A 23,196-nucleotide genomic window follows, 5' to 3' on the forward strand; every position below is an offset into this window, starting at 1 on the left:
CATCCCGCCCGCTGTGACCGAGCTGCCGACCGATGCCGGAGCGGAGGGAGGCGGCAACCTTCCGCACGGTGCGGCGATGCTTTCGAACGAACTGGGTTCGAAGAGCTTCACCGGTGCTTCTCCCCCTCCAGGGACGGGCACGCACCGCTACGACATCGTGGTTCACGCTCTGGACGTCGAACGACTGGACATCGGTCCGGATTCGACCCCGGCGGTACTCGGATTCAACGCGCACTTCCACACGCTCGCCCGCGCGGTCATCTGCCCGGTGGCTACGGCCGGCGACATCTGACCCAGTCGGTCGCGTCGCCTATGCCGGCCATTCACGTCGGCCGGCCATTCACGTCGGCCGGCCATTCACGCCGGCCGGCCACCGCGCCGGCGCCGCCGGACGAACGGCCGTTCCGTTCGCCGGTCAGTGCTTGACGCCGGTGAACGCCAATACCCCGCCGAGCCCGATCATCAGGACGCCGCCTGTCGCACCGAGACGCTCCACCCGCCGGGGCGACCGCCCGAACCACTGCCGCGCCGTGCCCGCCGCGAGCGCCCAGATGCTGTCGGATACCAGAGCGAGCGCGAGGAATACCACGCCGAGCTCGAACAGCTGGAGGGGGATCACGTCCCCGCGATAGTCGACGAACTGAGGCAGGACAGCGACGAAGAAGACGAGGGACTTCGGGTTGGTCATTCCGACCACGAATCCTTCGCTGAGGATGCGCAGCGGGAATCGCCGTGGCGGCGTCGCCTCGTGAGTCACGGCCGTATGCCTCCGGTGACGGATGGCCTGGATGCCCAGGTAGATCAGGTATCCGGCGCCGGCGAACTTGATGATCGTGAAGAGCACGAGCGACTGGGCTACCAGTGCCCCGATCCCGAGGGCGACCGTGATGATGAGCGGCAGCATCCCGAGGGCGTTCCCGAGCACGCTCAGCAGGCCGCCCACCCTCCCCAGGGCCAGCGATCGCCCGATCACGAAGAGCACGCTCGGACCGGGGATGACGATGAGGGCGAGCGAGGCGAGCGCGAACGTCAGCAGCGAGGGACCGGAGACCATCTGCCGAGCGTAGGGGAGGTAGGTTCGTTGCGTGAAGCTCCACGTCGTTCGTGTGCACTGCAGTGAAGGGACCTCGGAACCCATGCTGGGTGAGATGCGGCATCGCGTTGAGCTGTACGACCTGATTGACTACGAGGGATATAACGCGTTCGACACTCCGGTGTATGACTTCGAGGTGCGCCACTAGCGTCCTCCCACCGCGACGCCGCCGTACGACGGCGACTCCGCCAGCTGCGAAGGAGCTCACATGACCGATCAGGAGATCCACAAGGGACTCGCCGGCGTCGTCGTGGACACGACGACCATCTCGTCGGTGAATCCGGAGACGAACTCGCTGCTGTATCGCGGATATCCCGTTCAGGAGCTGGCGCGGCACTGCTCGTTCGAGGAGGTCGCGTATCTGCTGTGGCACGGCGAACTGCCGACGGCAGACGAGCTGGTCGCCTTCGAGTCGCTTGAGCGTTCGCTCCGCCGTCTCGACGACCGTACCCGGCGCGCCCTCGACGACGTGCCCGTCTCCGCTCACCCGATGGACGCGCTGCGCACCGCTGTGAGCCAGCTCGGTGGTCTCGATGCGACGCTTCAGCAGCCGGACGGCATCCTCGATACCGACCTCAACGAGGGGCGGGCCATCTACCTGCTCGCCCAGTTGCCCACGATCGTGGCGTACATCCAGCGCCGTCGGCGGGGGCTCGAGCCGATCCAGCCCCGCGATGACCTCGACTACTCCCGGAACTTCCTCTGGCTCACCTTCGGTGAAGTCCCGGATGACGTGGTCGTGGATGCCTTCCGCGTCTCCCTCATCCTCTACGCGGAGCACTCGTTCAACGCGTCGACGTTCACCGCCCGCGTGATCGCTTCCACCCTGTCGGATGTCTACTCGGCCGTCACCGGTGCGATCGGCGCTTTGAAAGGCCCGCTCCACGGCGGTGCGAACGAAGCGGTCATGCACGCGTTCGACGAGATCGGGTCGGCCGCCCGGGCGGCCGAATGGCTTGACGCGGCACTCGCCGAGAAGCGCAAGATCATGGGCTTCGGTCACCGGGTCTATAAGAACGGCGACTCCCGTGTGCCGACGATGAGGGAAGCACTGGTCCGCCTGGTCGAGCACTACCAGCGGCAGGAAATGCTCGATCTCTACGACGCACTCGAGCGCGCGATGGCGGAACGGAAGAACATCAAGCCGAATCTCGACTACCCGTCGGGACCCGCCTACAACCTGATGGGCTTCGACACGGAGACATTCACGCCGCTCTTCGCCGCAGCGCGGATCACGGGCTGGACGGCACACATCTTCGAGCAATACGCCGCGAACTCGCTCATCCGTCCGCTCTCCCAGTACACCGGGCCGGCGGAGCGCCACCTGGAGCGGTAGCGATCCCGCCGGCAGCGCTCGCGCCGGCGGCCGTCCGCCCCAGGGGTTCAGCGGTAGAGCAGCAGGGCGTCTCCCTGTCCGCCACCGCCGCACAGCGCGACCGCCGCTCGGCCGGAACCGCGTCGCGCGAGTTCGTGCGCCGCATGGCCGGCCAGCCGTGCCCCCGAAGCCCCGATGGGGTGTCCGAGGGCGATCGCGCCACCGTGGATGTTGACCTTCTCGGAGTCGATGCCCAGATCGGCCATCGATTGGAGCGCGACCGCGGCGAATGCCTCGTTGATCTCGATCAGGTCCAGTTCCGAGACACTCCACCCTGCGCGCCGCAGTGCGGCGTCGATCGCCCGCGACGGCTGCGAGTGGAGCGAGTTGTCGGGTCCGGCTACCTGACCACTGGTTCCGACGAGTGCCAGCCAGTCGAGCCCGAGGCGCTCGGCGTTCTCGCGACTGGTCAGCACGAGGGCGGCCGCTCCGTCGCTCAGCGGTGAGGAGTTGCCCGCGGTCAGGGTGCCGCCGTCGGCGAAGCTCGGGCGCAGCCGCGAGAGTGTCTCCGCGGTCGAGTCGGGACGAATGCCCTCGTCCGAACTGACGACCACCGGGTCTCCCTTCCGCTGGGGAATGCTGACCGGTGCGATCTCCTCGTCGAACACGCCGTTCGACGCCGCCGCGCCGGCCCGCTGATGCGACTGCGCCGCGAACGCGTCCTGAGCCTCGCGCGTCAACCCCAGCTTCTCGGTGTAGCTCTCGGTGGAGGCACCCATGGAGATCCCGTCGAAGGCATCCGTCAGGCCGTCGTGGTCCGCCGAATCGAGCGCCTGGATCGAGCCGTAGTTCCAGCCGCTCCTCGATCCGGGCAGGATATGCGGAGCGTTCGTCATCGACTCCTGGCCGCCGGCGACGACCACGGTCGCCTCGCCGGTCCGGATCAGACGTGCCGCATCGGTCACAGCGGCAAGCCCGGAGAGACAGACTTTGTTGATCGTCGTCGCCGGGACGTTCCAGCCGATGCCCGCGCCGATCGCCGTCTGTCGCGCGGGATTCTGGCCGGCCCCCGCCTGCAACACCTGGCCGAACAGCACGGTGTCGACCGCCTCCGCCCCGAGGCCGGAGCGTTCGAGGGCTTTCCGCAGCGCGACCGTTCCGAGTTGGACCGCACTCAATGACGCGAGCGTCCCCTTTATCTTCCCCAGCGGTGTCCGCGCGGCGGACAGGATGACGACGTCGTCGGTACTCATGGGCTACTCCTTCGTGCCTGGTCCTTCCATTCTCACACCGCCGCAGCCTTCCGGAACGGGGTGGGCGACACCTGGCCGGAGAGGAGGAATCCGGAGCCTCCCGGGCGCACCGGTAGGCTTGTGGCTCGTGACCGAACGCGTTTTGATCAAGGACCTTGCCGCTCTGCCCGACGGACTAGTGAGCGTCGCAGGATGGGTCGAGACCGTCCGCGACCAGAAGAAGGTGCAGTTCGTCGTCCTTCGCGACGAGTCGGGTGCTGTCCAGCTCGTGAACCCGCGCACCGTCGGCGAAGACGGCACCGTGCTGGCCGATGAGCCGGCCACGACGATCTCGGCTCTCTCCCAGGGCACCTTCGTCCGCGCCACCGGGGAGCTCAAGCATGATGAGCGCGTCAAGCTCGGCGGCATCGAGATCCGGCTCTCGTCCCTCGACGTGGAGACCGCCGCAATCCCCGAGACTCCGATCGCCGCCGACAGCGGGATCGACAAGCGCATGGACTGGCGGTTCCTCGATCTGCGCGAGCCCCGGCACAATCTGATCTTCCGCGTGCAGACCACCTTCGAGCACGCACTCCGGCAGTACTGGGTCGACAACGGCTTCGTCGAGATCCACACGCCGAAGCTCATGGCCTCGGCCTCCGAGTCCCGCGCAGAGCTGTTCGAGCTGCCGTACTTCGAGACGACGGCCTACCTGGCCCAGAGCCCGCAGATCTTCAAGCAGATGGCGCAGGCGGCCGGCTTCGGACGCGTCTTCGAGATCGGGCCGGCGTTCCGGGCCGACCCGAGCTTCACCAGCCGCCACGCGACCGAGTTCACGAGCATCGACACCGAGCTGAGCTGGATCGACAGCCATGAGGATGTCATGAAGGTGCATGAGGACCTCCTCGTCGCCGGTTTCACTGCGGTCAAGGAGAAGCACGCCGAAGAGATCGAGCGACTCTTCGGAGTCGAGGTCACGGTGCCGTCGACGCCGTTTCCGCGCATCCCGCTGGCGGAGGCGAAGCGCATCGTGGCAGAGCGCGGCTATCAGGTGCAGCGCGATGACGACGACATGGACCCGGAGGGCGAGCGCCAGATCTCGGCCTACGTCAAGGAGACTTACGGTCATGAGTTCGTCTTCCTGACGGACTACGCCTCGACGATCCGCCCGTACTATCACATGCGTCATGCCGAGGACCCGTCCATCACCCGCAGCTACGACCTGATCTTCAACGGGGTGGAGATCTCCACGGGCGCCCAGCGTGAGCACCGGGTCGACATCCTGGAGCAGCAGGCGATCGAGAAGGGTCTGTCGGTCGACGAGCTCGAGGACGTCCTGGCGTTCTTCCGGTACGGCGTTCCTCCGCACGGTGGATTCGGTATGGGACTCGCGCGCGTGATGATGCTCATGCTTCACCTCTCGAACCTCCGTGAGACGACCTATCTCTTCCGCGGCCCGACGCGCTTGACCCCGTAGTCCCCGACCCGATCGTGGGCAGCGCGGTCCAGCTGTCGCCCGCGACGAGGATGTGCCCGAGGAACCGGAGACCGAGCGTCGCAGCGGACTGGTCGAGGCGCCGCGTGAGCATGAGGTCTGCGACGGATGCATCGAGGACCCCCGAGGGATGGTTGTGCGCCACGGCGAACGATCTTCCGCCCCGCGTGAGTACCGCCTGGAGGACATCCGCCGGCTGAACGCTCGTCTCATCCACTCCGCCGTCGCGCATGAGCACGACCTCGAGGGGCCGGGCGGCACGGTCAGCCACCACGACCAGGAACCGTTCCGAATCGCGATGCAGCAGCTCCGGCCGGACGACGCCGGCGACGGCCTTCGCGTCGACCAGTCGCGTCCAGGTGGACGATGCTCCGGCACGTCGCCAGATCTCCGTGATCGCGACCAGGCGGCCCGCCGTCGCCGGCCCGACCCCGGGCATTCGTTCCAGCCGCGCGAAGTCCATCGTCGCAAGCCCGGGGAATCCGCCGGTCCGCCGGAGCACGGACCTCGCCAGAGCGAGGACGCTCCGACCGGTCTGACCCGAGCCGAGCACCAGCGCGAGGACCTCGTCATCGGTGAGCGCACCGATGCCCAGGCGCCGCATCCGTTCGCGTGGGCGGTCGTGGTTGGGGATGTTCGCAAGCGCCTCTCCCTCTTCTTCGTCATCGGCCATGAGTCGACGCTACGAAGAGGCGCAGCCCTCAACCGGCAGACGGGAGAATCTGTGGATAACCAGCGAGAACCATCCACCGGTGGAGAGATCACCGGGAACAGCCGCGCGGGCGCTCAGTAAATTCAAGGGAACCCGGTCCGTAGACTGGAGCCGTGGTAGCGAGCCAAGTGCACCTCGTCCGTCATGGCGAGGTGTTCAACCCCGACGGCATCCTGTATGGCAGGTTGTCGGGGTTCGGCCTCTCCAAGCTCGGCCACCGCATGGCGCAGGCCGCCGCCGACGAGCTGGCGGCGCGCGAGCGGCCGATGAGCGCATTGCGCGTGTCTCCGCTGCAGCGCACACGCGAGTCCGCAGCTCCCATCGCCGAGGCCTTCGGCCTCGATCCCGTCATCGACGACCGGATCATCGAGCCCACGAATCGGTTCGAAGGCACGAAGATGCGGCTCGCCCTCCGCAAGCCGATCTACTGGCCCTACCTGGTGAATCCGCTTCGACCCAGCTGGGGCGAGGCCTACGCCAGCATCGAACGCAGGATGCTCGCTGCCATCGACGACGCCTTCGAGTCCGTCGAATCGGGCGACGTCGTGCTGGTGAGTCACCAGCTTCCGATCTGGGTCGCGCACCTGTCCGTCGCGGGCGAGCGCTTCCCGCACGATCCGCGTAAGCGGCGTTGCTCCCTGTCGAGCATCACCACATTCGAGCGGCCGCCCGCCACCGAACGTCCGGCGGATGCGGTGGATCCCGACCCGAGCGCGCCTGTGAAACCGCACGAGCCACGGACCGGATCGGCTCCGCGTCTCGTCGAGGTCGGCTATGTGGAGCCTGCCGCGAGCCTTCAGGTCGCCGCGACCGACGTGGGGGCCGTGTGAACGCCGCACCCCGACTCCGGTCTCGGATCCTGCTCCCTGCCGCCGCCCTGGCAGCAGCCACCGCCCTGGCGCTGACTGGATGCACGGCGAACGACTCCCTCGCCACCCAGTACCGCTCCGGAAACGGGCAGAACTATATCGCCGGCGACGGCACGGTCAGCGAGTACGCCGCAGGCAATCGTGGCGCGCCGGTCTCCTTCACCGGGACCCTGCAGGACGGCAGCACCGTGAGCTCCAAGCAGTATGCGGGAAAGGTTCTCGTCGTCAACTTCTGGTACGCGGGCTGCCCGCCATGCCGCGTCGAAGCGCCAGACCTCCAGTCGCTCAGCCAGAAGTACGCCGCGCAAGGAGTCGAGTTCCTCGGAGTCAATCTCTACGACTCCGTACAGACTGCGGAGAGCTTCGAGAAGGACAAGGGTGTGACCTACCCGTCCGTCCTCGACCGCGACACCGGCTCGGTCCTCCTCGCCTTCAGCAAGACCGTGCCGCCGAAGGCGACCCCGACGACGCTGGTGGTGGACAAGAAGGGACGCGTGGCGGCCCGGATCCTCGGCGCTCTCCCGGGAAAGGGCATCCTCGACTCCCTCATCTCCGACGCCGTGGCCGAGCACTGAGGTGGGCGGCGTCGGTCAGATCGTCTTCAGCGGCCAGCTTCTGCTGGCCCTGCCGATCGCCCTTCTCGCGGGCCTGGTCTCTTTCGCCTCCCCGTGCGTGCTCCCGTTGGTGCCCGGATACCTCGCGTATGTGGGCGGCATCAGCGATCCCGGCGCCAAACGCGACCGATCGCGCATGCTGACGGGGGTCGCACTCTTCGTCCTCGGGTTCGCGGTCGTGTTCGTCGCCTACGGTGCGGCTTTCGGCGCTCTCGGCTTCTGGCTGGTGCGCTGGCAAGAGGTCGTCATCCGCGTGCTGGGCGTGCTCGTGATCGTCATGGGATTGGTCTTCATCGGTCAGTTCTCCTTCCTGCAGCGCACGATCAAGCCGTCCTGGCGCCCCGCGACCGGCCTGATCGGCGCGCCGCTGCTCGGCATCGTCTTCGGGTTGGGATGGACGCCGTGCATCGGCCCGACGCTCGCCGCGATCAGCGCGCTCAGCGTCGGCAGCGGCTCGCCCTGGCGCGGCGCCCTGCTCGGGCTCTTCTACTGCATCGGGCTCGGCATCCCCTTCCTGCTCGTCGCCCTCGGTTTCGACTGGGTGGCGGGTTCCGTCGCCTTCCTCAAGCGTCACATCCGGGCCATCAACATCATCGGCGGCGTGCTCTTGGTCGTCATCGGCATCCTGATGGTCACCGGCCTGTGGAGCGAGCTCATGTCCCAGTTCTTGGCGGTGATCCAAGGTTTTGAGCCGGCCCTCTGATCACATCGACTCCGCTCCGCCTCGAGAGGATCCGGACGTCGTCCAGCCGAAGCTCGGCGCCCTCGGATGGCTCCGCTGGTTCTGGCGGCAGCTCACGAGCATGCGTACAGCGCTGTTCCTGCTGCTCCTGCTCGCTATCGCGGCGGTGCCGGGTTCCCTGGTCCCGCAGCGCAGCTCCGACCCCAACGGCGTCACCAAGTACTTCAGTGAGAACCCCCAGTTGGCGCCGGTGCTCGACAAATTGCAGGCATTCGACGTCTACACGTCGGTGTGGTTCTCGGCGATCTATCTCCTGCTGTTCGCCTCGCTCATCGGCTGCATCATTCCGCGTACCACGCACCATTTCCGGGCGATGGGCGCCAAGCCGCCGAGAACCCCGGCCCGGCTGGAGCGGATGGCCGGTTTCCAGGCCAGGATCCTGCCCGCCGCGCTCCGCTCCGCCGCGCCCGACCCGATCCTCACCGCCCGCGATGTGCTGAAGGCCAACCGCTACCGCGTGGCGCTGTACCAGGATGCGCGCTCCACGTCCGTCTCCGCCGAACGCGGCTATCTCCGCGAGACGGGCAACCTCGTCTTCCACATCGCACTGCTCGGCGTGCTCCTCGCGATCGGGGTCGGCGGAGGATTCGGCTACACGGGGCAGAAGATCGTGGTCGAAGGGCAGAGCTTCGTGAACAGCCTGCCGTCGTACAACTCCTTCAACCCCGGCCGGTTCTTCAGCGACGCATCGCTCGCGCCGTTCTCGATCGCCGTGAACAAATTGGATGTGCAGTACGAGACCAAGAATCGCGACGCGATCGGCACCCCCCTGGATTACACCGCGCATGTCACCACGACCGGGCCGGGAGACGCGAACTCCGACACGACGATCAAGGTGAACGATCCGCTGGCCATCGGGGGCACGAACGTCTATCTGCTGGGCAATGGCTACGCGCCGACGATCACGGTCCGAGACCCCGCCGGGAAGGTGGTGTTCAGCGACTCCGTCCCGTTCATCCCCCAGGCGGATCCGAACCTCACCTCCCTCGGTTTCGTGAAGGTGCCGGATGGATTGAAGGAGCAGGTCGGGATGATCGGCTTCTTCTATCCGACAGTGACCGCCAGCCAGACCGCGCAAGGGGCGCTCGCGTCGAAGTTCCCGGGTCTCGACGACCCGGTACTCAGCCTCAATGTCTACGCGGGCGACCTGGGGGTCGACGACGGCGTTCCGCAGTCCGTGTACAGCCTGAACACCGACACGCTCGAACAGCTGGCCGGTCCGCCGACGAAGACGAAGGCGCTCGAGCTGAAACCCGGACAGACAGTGAAGCTGCCGAACGGTCTCGGCACCATCTCACTGGACGGGGTCAAACGGTTCGCCACGCTCGAGGTCCACAACGATCCCGCTCAAGGATGGGTGCTGCTGTTCGCCATCCTCATCCTTGCCGGCCTCCTCACATCCTTGTTCGTCCCGCGCCGCCGGATCTGGGTGAAGGCTGTCGAGAATCAGGACGGATCGCTCATTCTGGAGTATGCGGGCCTCGCCCGCGGCGACGACCCCAATCTCCTGGCAGCGGTGACCGCCGTCGCCGATCAGCACTCCGGAGCCATAGCCGGCTCCCCGAAGACGTAGGCTTGCATCGTGACCGAGACCCTCGCACAACTGTCGACCGTGTTCTTGTACGCGGCGATGGGACTCTACGCGGCGGCATTCATCGCCTTCGCCCTCGACCTCGCACGACGAGGCGCTCGCGCGACCGCGGTCGAGGCAGCCGTCGTGCCGAGTGCCGTCGCGCGACGGGCTGAGGTCGCTGCGCCGGTCGGCGCAGCGACGACGACCGTCATCGGCGAGCCGCCGAGGGAGGCGCCGCCCGGCCCGTCATCGGCTCTGGGCCGGTTGTCCTCGCGCATCAGCACGCGCGTCGAGGAGGACTTGCTGAACGACTCCGAGAACTCGGCGTCCCTCCGGTGGGCGTTCGCGCTCACGATCATCGGGTTCGGGTTCCATGTCGTGGCGGACGTGCTGCGGGGAATCGCCGCAGCTCGAGTCCCATGGGCGAACATGTGGGAGTTCTCGATGACGGGGACACTCGTCATCATCGGGGTCTTCCTAGCGGCGAACCTGAAGTGGCAGATCAAGTACCTCGGCACCTTCGTCCTGGGGTTGGTCCTGGTCCTGCAGGGCGTCGCGCTCCTGCGGTACTACGTGCCCGTCGTTCCGCTTCAGCCCGCACTCCAGTCGTACTGGCTGGTCATCCACATCATCGTGGCCGTGCTGGGCACGGCCTTCTTCGCACTCGGCTTCGCGTTGTCGGGACTGCAACTGCTCCAATACCGCCGCGAACGCCAGGTCGCGGAATCGCGTCCTCAGCAGTTCGCGTTCCTCACGACCTTGCCGGGCTCCGTCGCGCTGGAGAATCTGGCCTACCGGATCAACATCGTCGGATTCATCGCCTGGACGTTCACGCTCATCGCCGGTGCCATCTGGGCCGAGAAGGCGTGGGGCCGGTATTGGGGTTGGGACACCAAAGAGGTCTGGACCTTCATCATCTGGGTGATCTATGCCGGCTATATCCACGCGCGGGCCACTCGCGGCTGGCGCGGATCCCGCTCCGCGTGGCTTGCGATCATCGGCTTCGCCGCAGTGCTCTTCAACTTCGGCATCGTCAACGTCTTCTTCCACGGACTCCACGCATACTCGGGACTCTGACGGACGGAGACCTGCAGAAACCACAACCCCTTCGAGCAGTCCGCTTGGAGGGGTTTTCTGTCGGTCAAGGATGGCTGAGCGAGGAAGATCCGCGTGATTCCGCGGAAGTGGAGTACGACACGCCCGGGATGGTGGCGGAATTTGCACGTCCTCCAGGGCCTGCGTAAAGTACTTACTTGTCACCCCAAAGGTGCGGGAGAGCGGAAGAGCTCCCCGGCCTCAAGCGGGACCGAATCCCAAAGCCAAGCGGCAATCTGAACTTGAATTAGTTCGGTCGCTGAGCTTAGGATTAACACCCACTCACAGAGCAGTCTGACTGGTTCAGTTCGTGAGATCGGTTGTGCCCTTATACGGGTCAACGAGATCACGACGCGCCGATTTGACAAACTGACTGCGAGTGGTAAAGTAGAGAAGTTGCCTCGCGGAGACAGCCGGAAGGTTGAAAAGCGAGAGCGTCCGATCCTTGAGAACTCAACAGCGTGCACAATGTCAAATGCCAAATAACCTCGGCATTGACTGTCTAGACCTAGTCTAGCGGTTGATGCGAGATTCCTTTGGATTAGAAACAGAATGTCAGTAGATATTCGAAACTAGTCAAGACAAACTCGCAGCGCACGGACACATTTCCTGTCCGAGCCTGCACCATGTTTCCCGATCGCTTGCGATCGCGGAGCTAAACATTTACGGAGAGTTTGATCCTGGCTCAGGACGAACGCTGGCGGCGTGCTTAACACATGCAAGTCGAACGATGAACCCGGAGCTTGCTCTGGGGGATTAGTGGCGAACGGGTGAGTAACACGTGAGTAACCTGCCCTTGACTCTGGGATAACCTCCGGAAACGGAAGCTAATACCGGATACGACGTACGGAGGCATCTCCTGTACGTGGAAAGAACTTCGGTCAAGGATGGACTCGCGGCCTATCAGGTAGTTGGTGAGGTAACGGCTCACCAAGCCTACGACGGGTAGCCGGCCTGAGAGGGTGACCGGCCACACTGGGACTGAGACACGGCCCAGACTCCTACGGGAGGCAGCAGTGGGGAATATTGCACAATGGGCGCAAGCCTGATGCAGCAACGCCGCGTGAGGGATGACGGCCTTCGGGTTGTAAACCTCTTTTAGTAGGGAAGAAGCGAAAGTGACGGTACCTGCAGAAAAAGCACCGGCTAACTACGTGCCAGCAGCCGCGGTAATACGTAGGGTGCGAGCGTTGTCCGGAATTATTGGGCGTAAAGAGCTCGTAGGCGGTCTGTCGCGTCTGCTGTGAAAACCCGAGGCTCAACCTCGGGCCTGCAGTGGGTACGGGCAGACTAGAGTGCGGTAGGGGAGAATGGAATTCCTGGTGTAGCGGTGGAATGCGCAGATATCAGGAGGAACACCGATGGCGAAGGCAGTTCTCTGGGCCGTAACTGACGCTGAGGAGCGAAAGCGTGGGGAGCGAACAGGATTAGATACCCTGGTAGTCCACGCCGTAAACGTTGGGCGCTAGATGTGGGGACCATTCCACGGTTTCCGTGTCGCAGCTAACGCATTAAGCGCCCCGCCTGGGGAGTACGGCCGCAAGGCTAAAACTCAAAGGAATTGACGGGGGCCCGCACAAGCGGCGGAGCATGCGGATTAATTCGATGCAACGCGAAGAACCTTACCAAGGCTTGACATACACGAGAACGGGCCAGAAATGGTCAACTCTTTGGACACTCGTGAACAGGTGGTGCATGGTTGTCGTCAGCTCGTGTCGTGAGATGTTGGGTTAAGTCCCGCAACGAGCGCAACCCTCGTTCTATGTTGCCAGCGCGTAATGGCGGGAACTCATAGGAGACTGCCGGGGTCAACTCGGAGGAAGGTGGGGATGACGTCAAATCATCATGCCCCTTATGTCTTGGGCTTCACGCATGCTACAATGGCCGGTACAAAGGGCTGCAATACCGTAAGGTGGAGCGAATCCCAAAAAGCCGGTCTCAGTTCGGATTGAGGTCTGCAACTCGACCTCATGAAGTCGGAGTCGCTAGTAATCGCAGATCAGCAACGCTGCGGTGAATACGTTCCCGGGCCTTGTACACACCGCCCGTCAAGTCATGAAAGTCGGTAACACCCGAAGCCGGTGGCCCAACCCTTGTGGAGGGAGCTGTCGAAGGTGGGATCGGTGATTAGGACTAAGTCGTAACAAGGTAGCCGTACCGGAAGGTGCGGCTGGATCACCTCCTTTCTAAGGAGCAACTGGCACCCTCGGGTGTCCAGGCGCCGGATCTGAGGCTGTTCTTACCACTTCGGTAAGACTCGTTCTCAGCCGGTTAGCTCATGGGTGGAACATTGACATTGGTGCAGAGTCGAACGGCTCGAACTCAGTACATCCGCTTGCGGATCGGAAAGGTTTGATTCTGGAAGCACTGCACATGCACGCTGTTGGGTCCTGAGGGACCGGACCTCATCCGATCGGATGAGAACCGAATCCTCTGGACCTTTTCTTGTCGGCCATAACTCGGCCGGCGGAGAAGGTACCGCCCGTACTTTGAGAACTACACAGTGGACGCGAGCATCTTAGATTCGAACCTTCGGGTTCGGATCACAAAGATCAACAAGCAGTACTTCATGTACTGACTTATAGATCATTGGTCAATCTGCTCATCTTTTGATGGGCCGATCGATTCAAACTCATGTGATTTCAAGTTTCTAAGAGCAAACGGTGGATGCCTTGGCATCTGGAGCCGAAGAAGGACGTAGCAATCTGCGATAAGCCTCGGGGAGTTGATAAGCGAACTTTGATCCGAGGATTTCCGAATGGGGAAACCCCGCTGGGCCCTTTATGGTGACCCAGTGACTCCCGCCTGAATATATAGGGCGGGTAGAGGGAACGTGGGGAAGTGAAACATCTCAGTACCCACAGGAAGAGAAAGCAAAAGCGATTCCGTTAGTAGTGGCGAGCGAAACCGGAAGAGGCTAAACCGATCATGTGTGATAGCCGGCAGGCGTTGCATGGTCGGGGTTGCGGGACTTTTCAGCAGATTCTGCCGAACTGCAAGCGTTACAAAGGATCATAGGTGAATGGCATTGAAAGGCCAGCCACAGTGGGTGCAAGCCCCGTAACCGAAATGGTCCAATGGCGCGAAGAGTATCCCAAGTAGCACGGGGCCCGAGAAATCCCGTGTGAATCTGTCAGGACCACCTGATAAGCCTAAATACTCCCAGATGACCGATAGCGGACAAGTACCGTGAGGGAAAGGTGAAAAGTACCCCGGGAGGGGAGTGAAATAGTACCTGAAACCGTTTGCTTACAAACCGTTGGAGCCTCCTTGTAGGGGTGACAGCGTGCCTTTTGAAGAATGAGCCTGCGAGTTAGCGATATGTGGCGAGGTTAACCCGTGAGGGGTAGCCGTAGCGAAAGCGAGTCTGAATAGGGCGATTCAGTCGCATGTCCTAGACCCGAAGCGAAGTGATCTATCCATGGCCAGGTTGAAGCGACGGTAAGACGTCGTGGAGGACCGAACCCACTTAGGTTGAAAACTGAGGGGATGAGCTGTGGATAGGGGTGAAAGGCCAATCAAACTTCGTGATAGCTGGTTCTCTCCGAAATGCATTTAGGTGCAGCGTTGCGTGTTTCTTGCCGGAGGTAGAGCTACTGGATGGCCGATGGGCCCTAAAAGGTTACTGACGTCAGCCAAACTCCGAATGCCGGTAAGTGAGAGCGCAGCAGTGAGACGGTGGGGGATAAGCTTCATCGTCGAGAGGGAAACAACCCAGACCACCAACTAAGGTCCCTAAGCGCGTGCTAAGTGGGAAAGGATGTGGAGTTGCACAGACAACCAGGAGGTTGGCTTAGAAGCAGCCACCCTTGAAAGAGTGCGTAATAGCTCACTGGTCAAGTGATTCCGCGCCGACAATGTAACGGGGCTCAAGCACGCCACCGAAGTTGTGGCATTGACATTATTGGTAGGCCTTCGTGGTCCAGCCGTGTTGATGGGTAGGAGAGCGTCGTGTGGCGAGTGAAGCGGCGGTGTGAACCAGCCGTGGACGCCACACGAGTGAGAATGCAGGCATGAGTAGCGAAAGACGGGTGAGAAACCCGTCCTCCGAAAGACCAAGGGTTCCAGGGCCAGGCTAATCCGCCCTGGGTAAGTCGGGACCTAAGGCGAGGCCGACAGGCGTAGTCGATGGACAACGGGTTGATATTCCCGTACCGGCGAAGAACCGCCCCAGTCAATCCAGTGGTGCTAAGAGTCCTAATCCTGGACACCGATCCCTTCGGGGTGACGGTCCGGGCCTAACGCTCGACCCCATGCTGGTGCGGCTAGCGTATTAACAGGTGTGACGCAGGAAGGTAGCCCAGCCGGGCGATGGTAGTCCCGGTGTAAGTGTGTAAGCCGGGAGATAGGCAAATCCGTCTCTCACATAGGCCCAGGCACGATGCGTAGTCTTCATTGACGAAATGGGTGATCCTATGCTGCCAAGAAAAGCATCGACGCGAGGTTCAAGCCGCCCGTACCCCAAACCGACTCAGGTGGTCAGGTAGAGAATACCAAGGAGATCGAGAGAATCGTGGTTAAGGAACTCGGCAAAATGCCCCCGTAACTTCGGGAGAAGGGGGGCCTGAGGCGTGAACGGACTTGCTCCGGGAGCGTTTGAAGGCCGCAGAGACCAGTGGGAAGCGACTGTTTACTAAAAACACAGGTCCGTGCCAAGTCGCAAGACGATGTATACGGACTGACGCCTGCCCGGTGCTGGAAGGTTAAGAGGAAGGGTTAGCTTCGGCGAAGCTCAGAATTTAAGCCCCAGTAAACGGCGGTGGTAACTATAACCATCCTAAGGTAGCGAAATTCCTTGTCGGGTAAGTTCCGACCTGCACGAATGGCGTAACGACTTCCCAGCTGTCTCAACCGCGAACTCGGCGAAATTGCACTACGAGTAAAGATGCTCGTTACGCGCAGCAGGACGGAAAGACCCCGTGACCTTTACTACAGCTTGGTATTGGTGTTCGGAGTGGCTTGTGTAGGATAGGTGGGAGACTTTGAAGCGGACACGCCAGTGTTCGTGGAGTCAATGTTGAAATACCACTCTGGTCACTTTGGATATCTAACTTCGAACCGTAATCCGGTTCAGGGACAGTGCCTGGTGGGTAGTTTAACTGGGGCGGTTGCCTCCCAAAAAGTAACGGAGGCGCCCAAAGGTTCCCTCAACCTGGTTGGCAATCAGGTGTCGAGTGTAAGTGCACAAGGGAGCTTGACTGTGAGACTGACAAGTCGAGCAGGGACGAAAGTCGGGACTAGTGATCCGGCAGTGGCTTGTGGAAGCGCTGTCGCTCAACGGATAAAAGGTACCTCGGGGATAACAGGCTGATCTTGCCCAAGAGTCCATATCGACGGCATGGTTTGGCACCTCGATGTCGGCTCGTCGCATCCTGGGGCTGGAGTAGGTCCCAAGGGTTGGGCTGTTCGCCCATTAAAGCGGTACGCGAGCTGGGTTTAGAACGTCGTGAGACAGTTCGGTCCCTATCCGCTGCGCGCGTAGGAAATTTGAAAGGATCTGACCCTAGTACGAGAGGACCGGGTTGGACGAACCTCTGGTGTGTCAGTTGTTCCGCCAGGAGCACCGCTGATTAGCTACGTTCGGGATGGATAACCGCTGAAAGCATCTAAGCGGGAAGCCGGCCTTGAGATGAGATTTCCATGCCTTCGGGCGAGAGGCTCCCAGCTAGACTACTGGGTTGATAGGCCGGATGTGGAAGTGGGGACTAAAGACCCATGGAGCTGACCGGTACTAATAAGCCGATAACTTGATAATCACCACTCTCATACATGTTGTAAGGCTGGTATGAGGGGCTGAGATTGCACGCGTCCACTATGTGGTTCTCGATGTACGGTCGAGAACTGATTCAAGCTAAGCTTGATCGTTCACTTTGATACATCAATAGTGTTTCGGCGGCCATAGCGAGAGGGAAACGCCCGGTTACATTCCGAACCCGGAAGCTAAGACTCTCTGCGCCGATGGTACTGCAGGGGGGACCCTGTGGGAGAGTAGGACACCGCCGGACTTCTTTGTGAGATGGCCACCCAGTGATGGGTGGCCATTTCGCGTTAACGGGGTCAGTTGCAGCAGGAAGCATAGGCTGGGCTCGACCCGCCAACTCGACAGGAGAAGCCGTGAGCGACACACCGGCAGACGAGAACGCTCGGAATGACGAGCCGCGTCGTCGCCAGCAGCCGGGTCGCCCGGCACGAGGTGGCGACGGGTACCGGTCGTCTCGGAACGATGGCGATCAGCGTGGTCGTCCGCGGGCCGGCGGCGCTTCGCGCGATCGCTCGTCCACCGGCGGGGACGGGCAGCGGAGAGCGGACCGAACCGGCGGGGGAGACCCCGCTGCGCGGCGCTCGGACGGGTCCCGTCCCCGCCGCGAAGGCTCCGACTCCTACCCCAGCCGTGACCGGAACGCTCAGCGCGGATCCGAGCGCCGTGGCGAGGGGGGACCGTATCGCGGGCCCGACCGCAACTCCCGCGACGGTTCTCGTTCTAGCGGCGGTCAACAGCCGCGAAGCGCCTCCGACGGCCGATACGACCGCGGATCCGACAGCGGTTCGCGCGGCGGTTATGGTCGCAGCGACGACCGCGGTTCGCAGGGCGGCTACGGCCGCAGCGATGATCGTGGTTCGCGAGGCGGGTCTGGCCGCAGCGACGACCGGGGTTCGCAGGGTGGCTTCGGTCGTAGTGGCGATCGCGGCAATCGAGCCGGCTATGGTGGCCAGGATCGCGGAGGCGATGGCGGCTCGCGCGGTGGCTACCGTCGCAAGGACGACGAAGGCTCGCGCGGTGGCTACCGTCGCAAGGACGACGAAGGCTCGCGCGGTGGATACGAGCGTGGAGGTGACCGGGGCGCGCGGCGCGACGGCGATCGCGCCGGCGCGGGACGTTCGCGCGATGATCGGCAGCCCCGCGAGTGGAAGCCACGCGCTTCCGGAGACGGAGCTCGTACCGGGCGCCCGACCGGTTTTGCGGGGCAAGGACGCACGGATCGTCGCGAGGGGTACCGAGGCCAGGACGACCGGCGAACCGATGGGCAGCGGTCGGAACGTCCTCGGTCCGATCGGAACGACGACCGTCGGCAGCACGGTTCCACGGGCGATCGTTCGGGCTCGCGTCCCTGGTCGGCCGCGCCGCACGGGGAGCAGCGCCCAGGCGCCCAACGCGCCGGCGGCTCACGAGGCGACTCGGGCACTTTCCGGAAAGACGGGCCGCGGCGCTCCGACCGCGACGATCAGCTGTGGACGCGCGACGGACGTCCTGCGCGCGGAGACAAGGACGCCCGCGATCAGTCTCGCTGGGATGACGAGGACGCGCGGCTCGCGCGGGAGCTCCAGTCCGTGCGCCCGCGCCACGACGACCCGCTCATCCCCGAGGATGTGCAGGCACGAGACCTGCCGAGTGCGGCGCGGGTCGAGCTGAAAACCCTCAGCAAGGACAACGCCGACTGGGTGGCCAAGCACTTGGTGATGGCCGGTCGTCTCATCGACAGCGATCCCGAGCTGGCGCACCTTCATGCCATGTCGGCGTCGCGTCGCGCAGGTCGTGTGGGGGTCGTACGCGAAACGCTCGCGATCACCGCGTATGCGATCGGCGACTTCGCACTCGCCCTCCGCGAACTGCGCACGTACCGCCGCATCTCCGGATCCAACGACCAGCTGCCACTCATGGTGGACAGCGAGCGTGGCGTGGGTCGTCCCGATCGGGCACTCGAACTGGGCCGATCCGTCGACCGCACCAGCCTGCCCGCGGATGTCCAGGTATCTCTGGCCATCGCCATGTCGGGCGCGCGCCTCGACCAGGGGAACCCGGACGCCGCACTCGCCGAGCTCGAGATTCCGCAACTGGACCCGAACCGGGCCTTCGCCTACAGCGCCGATCTCTTTCACGCCTACGCCGAGGTGCTCGAGGAGCTCGGCCGCAGCGAAGAGGCGGCACGCTGGCGGGAGCGGGCGGCAGCCGCAGAGGCCGCCTTCGACCAGGCGGACGTCGAAGAGCACGAGACGGTCGACATCATCGAAGAGGACCTCGGCTTCGGCGAAGACGAGCTTGCCGACGATGAGTCCGACGTGCCGGATGAGTCGGGCGAGTCTGATGAGTCGGGCGAGTCGGATGACGAGGACGAGTCTGGCGAGCCGGACCACACGGACGACGCGACGGCAGGGTCCGCGGCGAGCCATGACGACGAGGAGGGCGAGCCCGACGATGGCACTGTTCCGACGCAGGGCTGAGGACCGGGCTCCGCTCGACGGCGTCGACCTGCTCTTGGCTGATCTCGACGGTGTGGTCTACACCGGGGCGGAGGCCATCCCGTATGCGGTGGAGAGCCTCAACAGCGCGGCAGAAACCTGTCGAGTGGGTTACATCACCAACAACGCATCGCGGACGGACGCCACGGTTGCCGCGCACCTCAGAGAACTCGGTCTGAGGGTCGAGCCGAGCGATGTCGTGACGTCGCCGCAGGCGGCGGTGCGGTTGCTCGCCCAGCATGTGCCGGCCGGCTCCAGCATCCTCGTCGTCGGAGGCGACGGTCTGGTCGACGAGCTCCAGAAGGGCGGCTTCACGGTGACCCGCTCTGCCGACGACGAACCGGCCGCGGTGATCCAGGGATTCGCCCCGGAGGTGGGATGGACGCAGCTCGCGGAGGCCGCGTTCGCCCTCCAGGGGCGCAGTGACGATGAGCGTCCGTGGATCGCCACGAACACGGACTGGACCATTCCCGTCGCGCGCGGGATCGCACCGGGGAACGGGACGCTCGTCTCCGCCGTGCATACCGCCGTCGGGCGATTGCCCCTGGTCGCGGGAAAGCCCGAACGAGCGATCTTCGACGAGGCGGTCGCGCGCTTCGGCGCACAGCAGCCGCTCTTCATCGGCGATCGCTTGGACACGGACGTGCTCGGCGCCAATCGGGCAGAGATCGCGTCGGTCCTCGTGCTCACCGGAGTCGATCGAGGCAAGCAGTTGCTTTCCGCGGCCGCGGACCTGCGGCCCACGTACATCCTGCGGGACCTTCGTGACCTCACCGCGCCGTATCCGCGGCCGCACACAGCGCGCGACGGAGCCGTGACGGTCCGTGATGCGACTGTGGCGATCGCGGGAAACGAGGTGCGTATCCTTTCGGAAGGCGGAGACGACGTGGACCTGCTGCGGGCAGCCTGCGAAGCCATCTGGAGTTCCGGACGTGCCATCTACGGCCTCGACGTGCCGGAGCGGCTGTACGTTTGAGGTCGGTCAGAGGGCGGCGGCGTGCTCGATGAAGCGGTAGCTCCGCCGAATCCGTCCGTGCCACCACTCGGTGCGATCCTCGTCGGCGCGGAGCGCATCCAATCGTGAGGACGAAACGGCCGGGCGCTTGACCGGGATGCTGCCGTCCATGGGAACGAGAGGCTCGTCGGCGACGTCGTCCACGAACATCGCGACCGTCCCGAGGCCGCAGTCGAAGTCGAGGTCCGGAAGGGCGGCGGCGAGGTGAGCGCCCATGGCGATGCCGACTGACGTGTCGAGGGCGCTGGAGACGACGGCCGGTAGCCCTGCTGCTGCGACGATTCGCTGGGCCGCATGCACTCCGCCGAGCGGCTGTGCCTTGACGACCACCAGGTCGGCGCCGCCGGCTTGTGCCACGGCGAGCGGATCGGCAGCCTTCCGGATGCTTTCGTCCGCGGCGATCGGGATGTCCATGTAAGCGATGCGTCGACGGAGCTCGACGAGTTCCTCGACGGTCGCGCACGGCTGTTCCACGTACTCGAGGTCGAACGGGGCGAGGGCGTGGATGGCGTGCTCCGCCTCGTCGAGATTCCACAGCGCGTTCGCGTCGATCCTCACCCGGCCTTCCGGACCCAGGACATCCCTCACGGCATGTACCCGGGCGATATCGTCGGCGAGCGTCTGCCCGGGCTCCGCCACCTTGACCTTCGCGGTACGCGCGCCCGGATATCTCGCCAGGATCGCCGCGACATCATGCGCCGCAACGGCGGGGACCGTGGCGTTGACGGGGATGCGCTCGCGCAGCGGTGCGGGCGGCTCATGCCAGCCGAAGTCGATGGCTGCGCGGAGCCAGGCGGAGGCCTCCTCGTCCTCGTACTCGAGGAAGGGCGAGAACTCGGTCCACCCCAGCGGCCCCTCAAAGAGGACCGCCTCCCGCACCGTGATTCCTCGAAACCGTGTCGTCATCGGCAAGGAGACCACGCGTGCAGTTGCTAACAGGTCAGCGAGGTCCGGCAGCATTCCACCAGTTTTGCACGACAGGCTCGTCCAAGAACCGCGAACCGTAGTCTGGATCCATGCAACCGGACGTGTCAGAACTCTTCGATCCCGACGTGTGGCGCGAGGTCCCCGGCTTCGGCGGCCTCACCGACATCACCTACCACCAGGATGTCAGCGGGCGGATCGCGCGGGTCGCCTTCCATCGCCCGGAGGTACGGAACGCCTTCCGTCCGCACACGGTCGACGAGCTCTACTCGGCTCTCGAAGACGCCCGGACGAACCGCCGGATCGGCGTCGTGCTGCTGACGGGAAACGGCCCGAGCGCGAAGGACGGCGGCTGGGCCTTCTGCTCGGGAGGAGACCAGCGGATCCGTGGCCGCGACGGCTACAAGTACGCCGAGGGGGAGAACGCTTCGGGCATCGATAGCGCGCGAGGTGGCCGGCTCCACATTCTCGAGGTGCAGCGTCTGATCCGGTTCATGCCGAAGGTGGTCATCGCGGTCGTGCCCGGTTGGGCTGCGGGGGGTGGGCACTCTCTCCACGTCGTCTGCGATCTGACGATTGCGAGCGCCGAACACGGTCGCTTCAAGCAGACGGATGCCGATGTCGGATCGTTCGACGGAGGATACGGCTCTGCCTACTTCGCTCGGCAGGTCGGGCAGAAGTTCGGCAGGGAGGTGTTCTTCCTGGCGCGCGAGTACTCGGCACAGCGCGCGTATGAGATGGGCGCGGTCAACGCGGTGGTCCCGCACTCCGAGTTGGAGACCGTTGCGCTGGAGTGGGCCAAGGAGATCCTGACGAAGTCGCCGACCGCCATCCGGATGTTGAAGTACGCGTTCAACGCGGTCGATGACGGCATGGTGGGGCAGCAGCTGTTCGCCGGGGAGGCCACCCGGCTGGCGTACGGGACGGACGAAGCGGTGGAGGGCCGGGATGCGTTCCTCGAGAAACGCGAACCGGACTGGTCGCCGTTCCCCTGGCAGTACTGAGGCGCGTGGACGCGGGGCGAACGGACACAAGGCGAGTGGAGCTAGGGCGAGTGGATGCGGGCGAGCGGATGACACGGCGATTGCAAGTGGTGGATGCTGCTCATCCGGAGGACGTCTTCGTCGCGCTCCGGGACGCGTTGACAGGCGGAGGCGACGCGGTCCTGCCGCGGGCCGGTGAGTCGCGTGCCGGTGAGTCGCGGGCCGGTAAGTCGCGTGCCGGCGAGTCGAACTCTGACGTGGGCGAGCTGGTGGCGCAGAATGTCGCGCTCGTCATCGAGACGTCCGGTTCGACGGGAGTGCCGAAGCGCGTCGCCCTGTCGGCGGACGCTCTGCTCGCCAGCGCCGCGGCCTCCGCCGGCGCCCTCGGAGGCCAGGGGCAGTGGCTGCTTGCGCTGCCGGTGCACTACGTCGCCGGTGCACAGGTGCTGGTTCGGTCGCTCGCCGCCGAGAGGGAGCCCGTGTACTACGGGACCGGGCATTTCGACCCTGAGCGGTTTGCGGAGCTCGCTGCCGGACTGCACAATGGGCCGCGATACACCTCGCTGGTTCCTGTCCAATTGACCCGGCTGCTCGATGCCGCGGAGAGCGGATCGAGGAGGGTGGCCGATGCCCTGAGACGGTTCGATGGCATCCTGGTGGGTGGGCAGGCGTTGAGTCCGGCGATCCGAGAGCGTGCCGAACTGGCGGGTGCTCGTGTCGTCGCGACCTATGGGTCGAGTGAGACGGCGGGCGGGTGCGTCTACGACGGGACACCGATCGGCACGACCGTGGTGCGCGAGGTGGAGGGGCACCTCGAGATCACGGGAGCCGTGCTCGCGGAGGGGTATCTGGGCGATCCGGAGCGGACCGCGGAATCGTTCTACGAGCGCGACGGTCTCCGGTGGTACCGCACGGGGGATCTCGGCGGGGTCGACCCGAACGGGCGGGTGACCGTGTCCGGGCGAGCGGACAACGTCATCATCTCGGGGGGCGAGAAGGTCCTGCTGGATGCGGTGGAGCGCGTCGTGAAGGAGCTCCCGCGGCTTGAGAACGCGGTGGTCGTCGCGACCGGGCATGCCGAATGGGGACAGGTTCCCGTGGTCGTCGTTGAGGGGACGGCGACTACCGGGCTCGCGTCGATCCGCCGCGCCGTGACGGAGCAGCTCGGGCGAGCAGCGGCCCCCGCCCGGCTCGTCGAGGTGCCCCGAATGCCGCGGTTGTCGAGCGGCAAGCCCGACCGGCTGGCGCTCGCCGAGGTCGCGAGGGAAACGGAGGCATAGCCGATGTTGTTACGAT

At 64.4% G+C, this 23,196-nt stretch carries 17 protein-coding genes and 3 rRNA genes; 16 read left to right on the forward strand and 4 right to left on the reverse strand.

What is annotated here, in order from left to right; translation table 11 throughout:
• Window positions 1-292 (forward strand): YbhB/YbcL family Raf kinase inhibitor-like protein (locus tag ACPYOG_RS07235; RefSeq protein WP_481293565.1); only part of this gene is annotated, 292 nt, incomplete at its 5' end.
• A gap of 123 nt (window positions 293-415) precedes the next feature.
• Here ACPYOG_RS07235 and ACPYOG_RS07240 read toward each other — a convergent pair.
• Window positions 416-1,054 carry a LysE family translocator gene (locus ACPYOG_RS07240; RefSeq protein ID WP_481293566.1) on the reverse strand — a complete coding sequence of 213 codons (639 nt, stop codon included), beginning with the start codon at window positions 1,052-1,054 and terminating at the stop codon, window positions 416-418.
• A 31-nt stretch (window positions 1,055-1,085) separates the two neighbouring features.
• Here ACPYOG_RS07240 and ACPYOG_RS07245 point away from each other — a divergent pair, with 31 nt between their 5' ends.
• Together ACPYOG_RS07245 and ACPYOG_RS07250 are read left to right on the forward strand one after the other, a co-directional pair.
• Window positions 1,086-1,241: a hypothetical protein gene (locus ACPYOG_RS07245; protein WP_481293567.1), complete on the forward strand. Its 156-nt coding sequence runs from the start codon at window positions 1,086-1,088 to the stop codon at window positions 1,239-1,241.
• A 60-nt stretch (window positions 1,242-1,301) separates the two neighbouring features.
• Window positions 1,302-2,429 (forward strand): bifunctional 2-methylcitrate synthase/citrate synthase, encoded by a 1,128-nt coding sequence (locus ACPYOG_RS07250; RefSeq protein WP_481293568.1) that lies wholly within the window; start codon window positions 1,302-1,304, stop codon window positions 2,427-2,429.
• 47 nt (window positions 2,430-2,476) lie between these two features.
• Here the strand turns inward: ACPYOG_RS07250 and ACPYOG_RS07255 are convergent, their stop codons facing one another.
• Entirely contained in the window at window positions 2,477-3,661 is a 1,185-nt protein-coding gene (locus tag ACPYOG_RS07255) for an acetyl-CoA C-acetyltransferase (RefSeq protein ID WP_481293569.1), read from the reverse strand.
• A 127-nt stretch (window positions 3,662-3,788) separates the two neighbouring features.
• On the opposite strand from ACPYOG_RS07255, the gene aspS reads away from it, so the two are divergent.
• Window positions 3,789-5,117 (forward strand): aspartate--tRNA(Asn) ligase, encoded by a 1,329-nt coding sequence (gene aspS, locus ACPYOG_RS07260; RefSeq protein WP_481293570.1) that lies wholly within the window; start codon window positions 3,789-3,791, stop codon window positions 5,115-5,117.
• On the opposite strand, the gene ACPYOG_RS07265 is transcribed toward aspS, so the two are convergent.
• Window positions 5,047-5,808: a JAB domain-containing protein gene (locus tag ACPYOG_RS07265; protein WP_481293571.1), complete on the reverse strand. Its 762-nt coding sequence runs from the start codon at window positions 5,806-5,808 to the stop codon at window positions 5,047-5,049. The genes aspS and ACPYOG_RS07265 overlap by 71 nt on opposite strands.
• A gap of 152 nt (window positions 5,809-5,960) precedes the next feature.
• Here ACPYOG_RS07265 and ACPYOG_RS07270 point away from each other — a divergent pair, with 152 nt between their 5' ends.
• The 10 genes from ACPYOG_RS07270 (at window position 5,961) to ACPYOG_RS07315 (ending at window position 19,954) form a co-directional block, all read left to right on the forward strand.
• Window positions 5,961-6,677, forward strand: coding sequence for a histidine phosphatase family protein (locus ACPYOG_RS07270; protein ID WP_481293572.1), 717 nt, complete (start codon window positions 5,961-5,963; stop codon window positions 6,675-6,677).
• Window positions 6,674-7,291, forward strand: a complete 618-nt coding sequence (locus ACPYOG_RS07275) for a TlpA disulfide reductase family protein (RefSeq protein ID WP_481293573.1) — start codon at window positions 6,674-6,676, stop codon at window positions 7,289-7,291. Before ACPYOG_RS07270 ends, ACPYOG_RS07275 begins: the two co-directional genes overlap by 4 nt.
• A gap of 1 nt (window position 7,292) precedes the next feature.
• Window positions 7,293-8,033 (forward strand): cytochrome c biogenesis CcdA family protein, encoded by a 741-nt coding sequence (locus ACPYOG_RS07280; protein ID WP_481293574.1) that lies wholly within the window; start codon window positions 7,293-7,295, stop codon window positions 8,031-8,033.
• On the forward strand, window positions 8,017-9,645 hold the full coding sequence (gene resB / locus ACPYOG_RS07285; RefSeq protein WP_481293575.1) for a cytochrome c biogenesis protein ResB: 1,629 nt from the start codon (window positions 8,017-8,019) through the stop codon (window positions 9,643-9,645). The genes ACPYOG_RS07280 and resB overlap by 17 nt, the downstream gene beginning before the upstream one ends.
• Before the next feature lie 9 nt (window positions 9,646-9,654).
• Window positions 9,655-10,722 (forward strand): c-type cytochrome biogenesis protein CcsB, encoded by a 1,068-nt coding sequence (gene ccsB, locus ACPYOG_RS07290; protein WP_481293576.1) that lies wholly within the window; start codon window positions 9,655-9,657, stop codon window positions 10,720-10,722.
• A 680-nt stretch (window positions 10,723-11,402) separates the two neighbouring features.
• Window positions 11,403-12,926, forward strand: a 16S ribosomal RNA gene (locus tag ACPYOG_RS07295).
• Window positions 12,927-13,380: 454 nt separating this feature from the next.
• Window positions 13,381-16,495, forward strand: a 23S ribosomal RNA gene (locus ACPYOG_RS07300).
• Between the two features lie 133 nt (window positions 16,496-16,628).
• Window positions 16,629-16,745: ribosomal RNA gene (gene rrf / locus ACPYOG_RS07305) — 5S ribosomal RNA — on the forward strand.
• Together the 16S, 23S and 5S rRNA genes form the textbook arrangement of a ribosomal RNA operon.
• Window positions 16,746-18,069: 1,324 nt before the next feature.
• Window positions 18,070-18,960: a hypothetical protein gene (locus ACPYOG_RS07310; protein ID WP_481293577.1), complete on the forward strand. Its 891-nt coding sequence runs from the start codon at window positions 18,070-18,072 to the stop codon at window positions 18,958-18,960.
• A complete protein-coding gene (locus ACPYOG_RS07315) occupies window positions 18,935-19,954 on the forward strand; it encodes an HAD-IIA family hydrolase (protein ID WP_481293578.1) in 1,020 nt (339 codons plus the stop codon). Before ACPYOG_RS07310 ends, ACPYOG_RS07315 begins: the two co-directional genes overlap by 26 nt.
• Window positions 19,955-19,960: 6 nt before the next feature.
• Here the strand turns inward: ACPYOG_RS07315 and ACPYOG_RS07320 are convergent, their stop codons facing one another.
• The gene (locus tag ACPYOG_RS07320) at window positions 19,961-20,953 is read right to left on the reverse strand and encodes an o-succinylbenzoate synthase (RefSeq protein WP_481293579.1); all 993 of its coding nucleotides are present in this window, start codon (window positions 20,951-20,953) and stop codon (window positions 19,961-19,963) included.
• Window positions 20,954-21,009: 56 nt separating this feature from the next.
• Between ACPYOG_RS07320 and ACPYOG_RS07325 the strand changes: the two genes are divergently transcribed.
• Window positions 21,010-21,921 (forward strand): 1,4-dihydroxy-2-naphthoyl-CoA synthase, encoded by a 912-nt coding sequence (locus tag ACPYOG_RS07325; RefSeq protein WP_481293580.1) that lies wholly within the window; start codon window positions 21,010-21,012, stop codon window positions 21,919-21,921.
• A 68-nt stretch (window positions 21,922-21,989) separates the two neighbouring features.
• Entirely contained in the window at window positions 21,990-23,180 is a 1,191-nt protein-coding gene (locus tag ACPYOG_RS07330) for an AMP-binding protein (RefSeq protein WP_481293595.1), read from the forward strand.
• Window positions 23,181-23,196: the final 16 nt, after the last annotated feature.

Source organism: Leifsonia sp. HAY1-4F (genome assembly GCF_056755275.1).

Excerpts from the sequence above, each read along its gene's own strand:
- ACPYOG_RS07330 (WP_481293595.1), top strand. The coding sequence starts at position 21,990 with ATGACACGGCGATTGCAAGTGGTGGATGCTGCTCATCCGGAGGACGTC.
- ACPYOG_RS07240 (WP_481293566.1), bottom strand. The coding sequence starts at position 1,054 with ATGGTCTCCGGTCCCTCGCTGCTGACGTTCGCGCTCGCCTCGCTCGCC.
- ACPYOG_RS07255 (WP_481293569.1), bottom strand. The coding sequence starts at position 3,661 with ATGAGTACCGACGACGTCGTCATCCTGTCCGCCGCGCGGACACCGCTG.
- ACPYOG_RS07250 (WP_481293568.1), top strand. The coding sequence starts at position 1,302 with ATGACCGATCAGGAGATCCACAAGGGACTCGCCGGCGTCGTCGTGGAC.
- ACPYOG_RS07325 (WP_481293580.1), top strand. The coding sequence starts at position 21,010 with ATGCAACCGGACGTGTCAGAACTCTTCGATCCCGACGTGTGGCGCGAG.
- ACPYOG_RS07315 (WP_481293578.1), top strand. The coding sequence starts at position 18,935 with ATGGCACTGTTCCGACGCAGGGCTGAGGACCGGGCTCCGCTCGACGGC.
- ACPYOG_RS07320 (WP_481293579.1), bottom strand. The coding sequence starts at position 20,953 with ATGCTGCCGGACCTCGCTGACCTGTTAGCAACTGCACGCGTGGTCTCC.
- ACPYOG_RS07265 (WP_481293571.1), bottom strand. The coding sequence starts at position 5,808 with ATGGCCGATGACGAAGAAGAGGGAGAGGCGCTTGCGAACATCCCCAAC.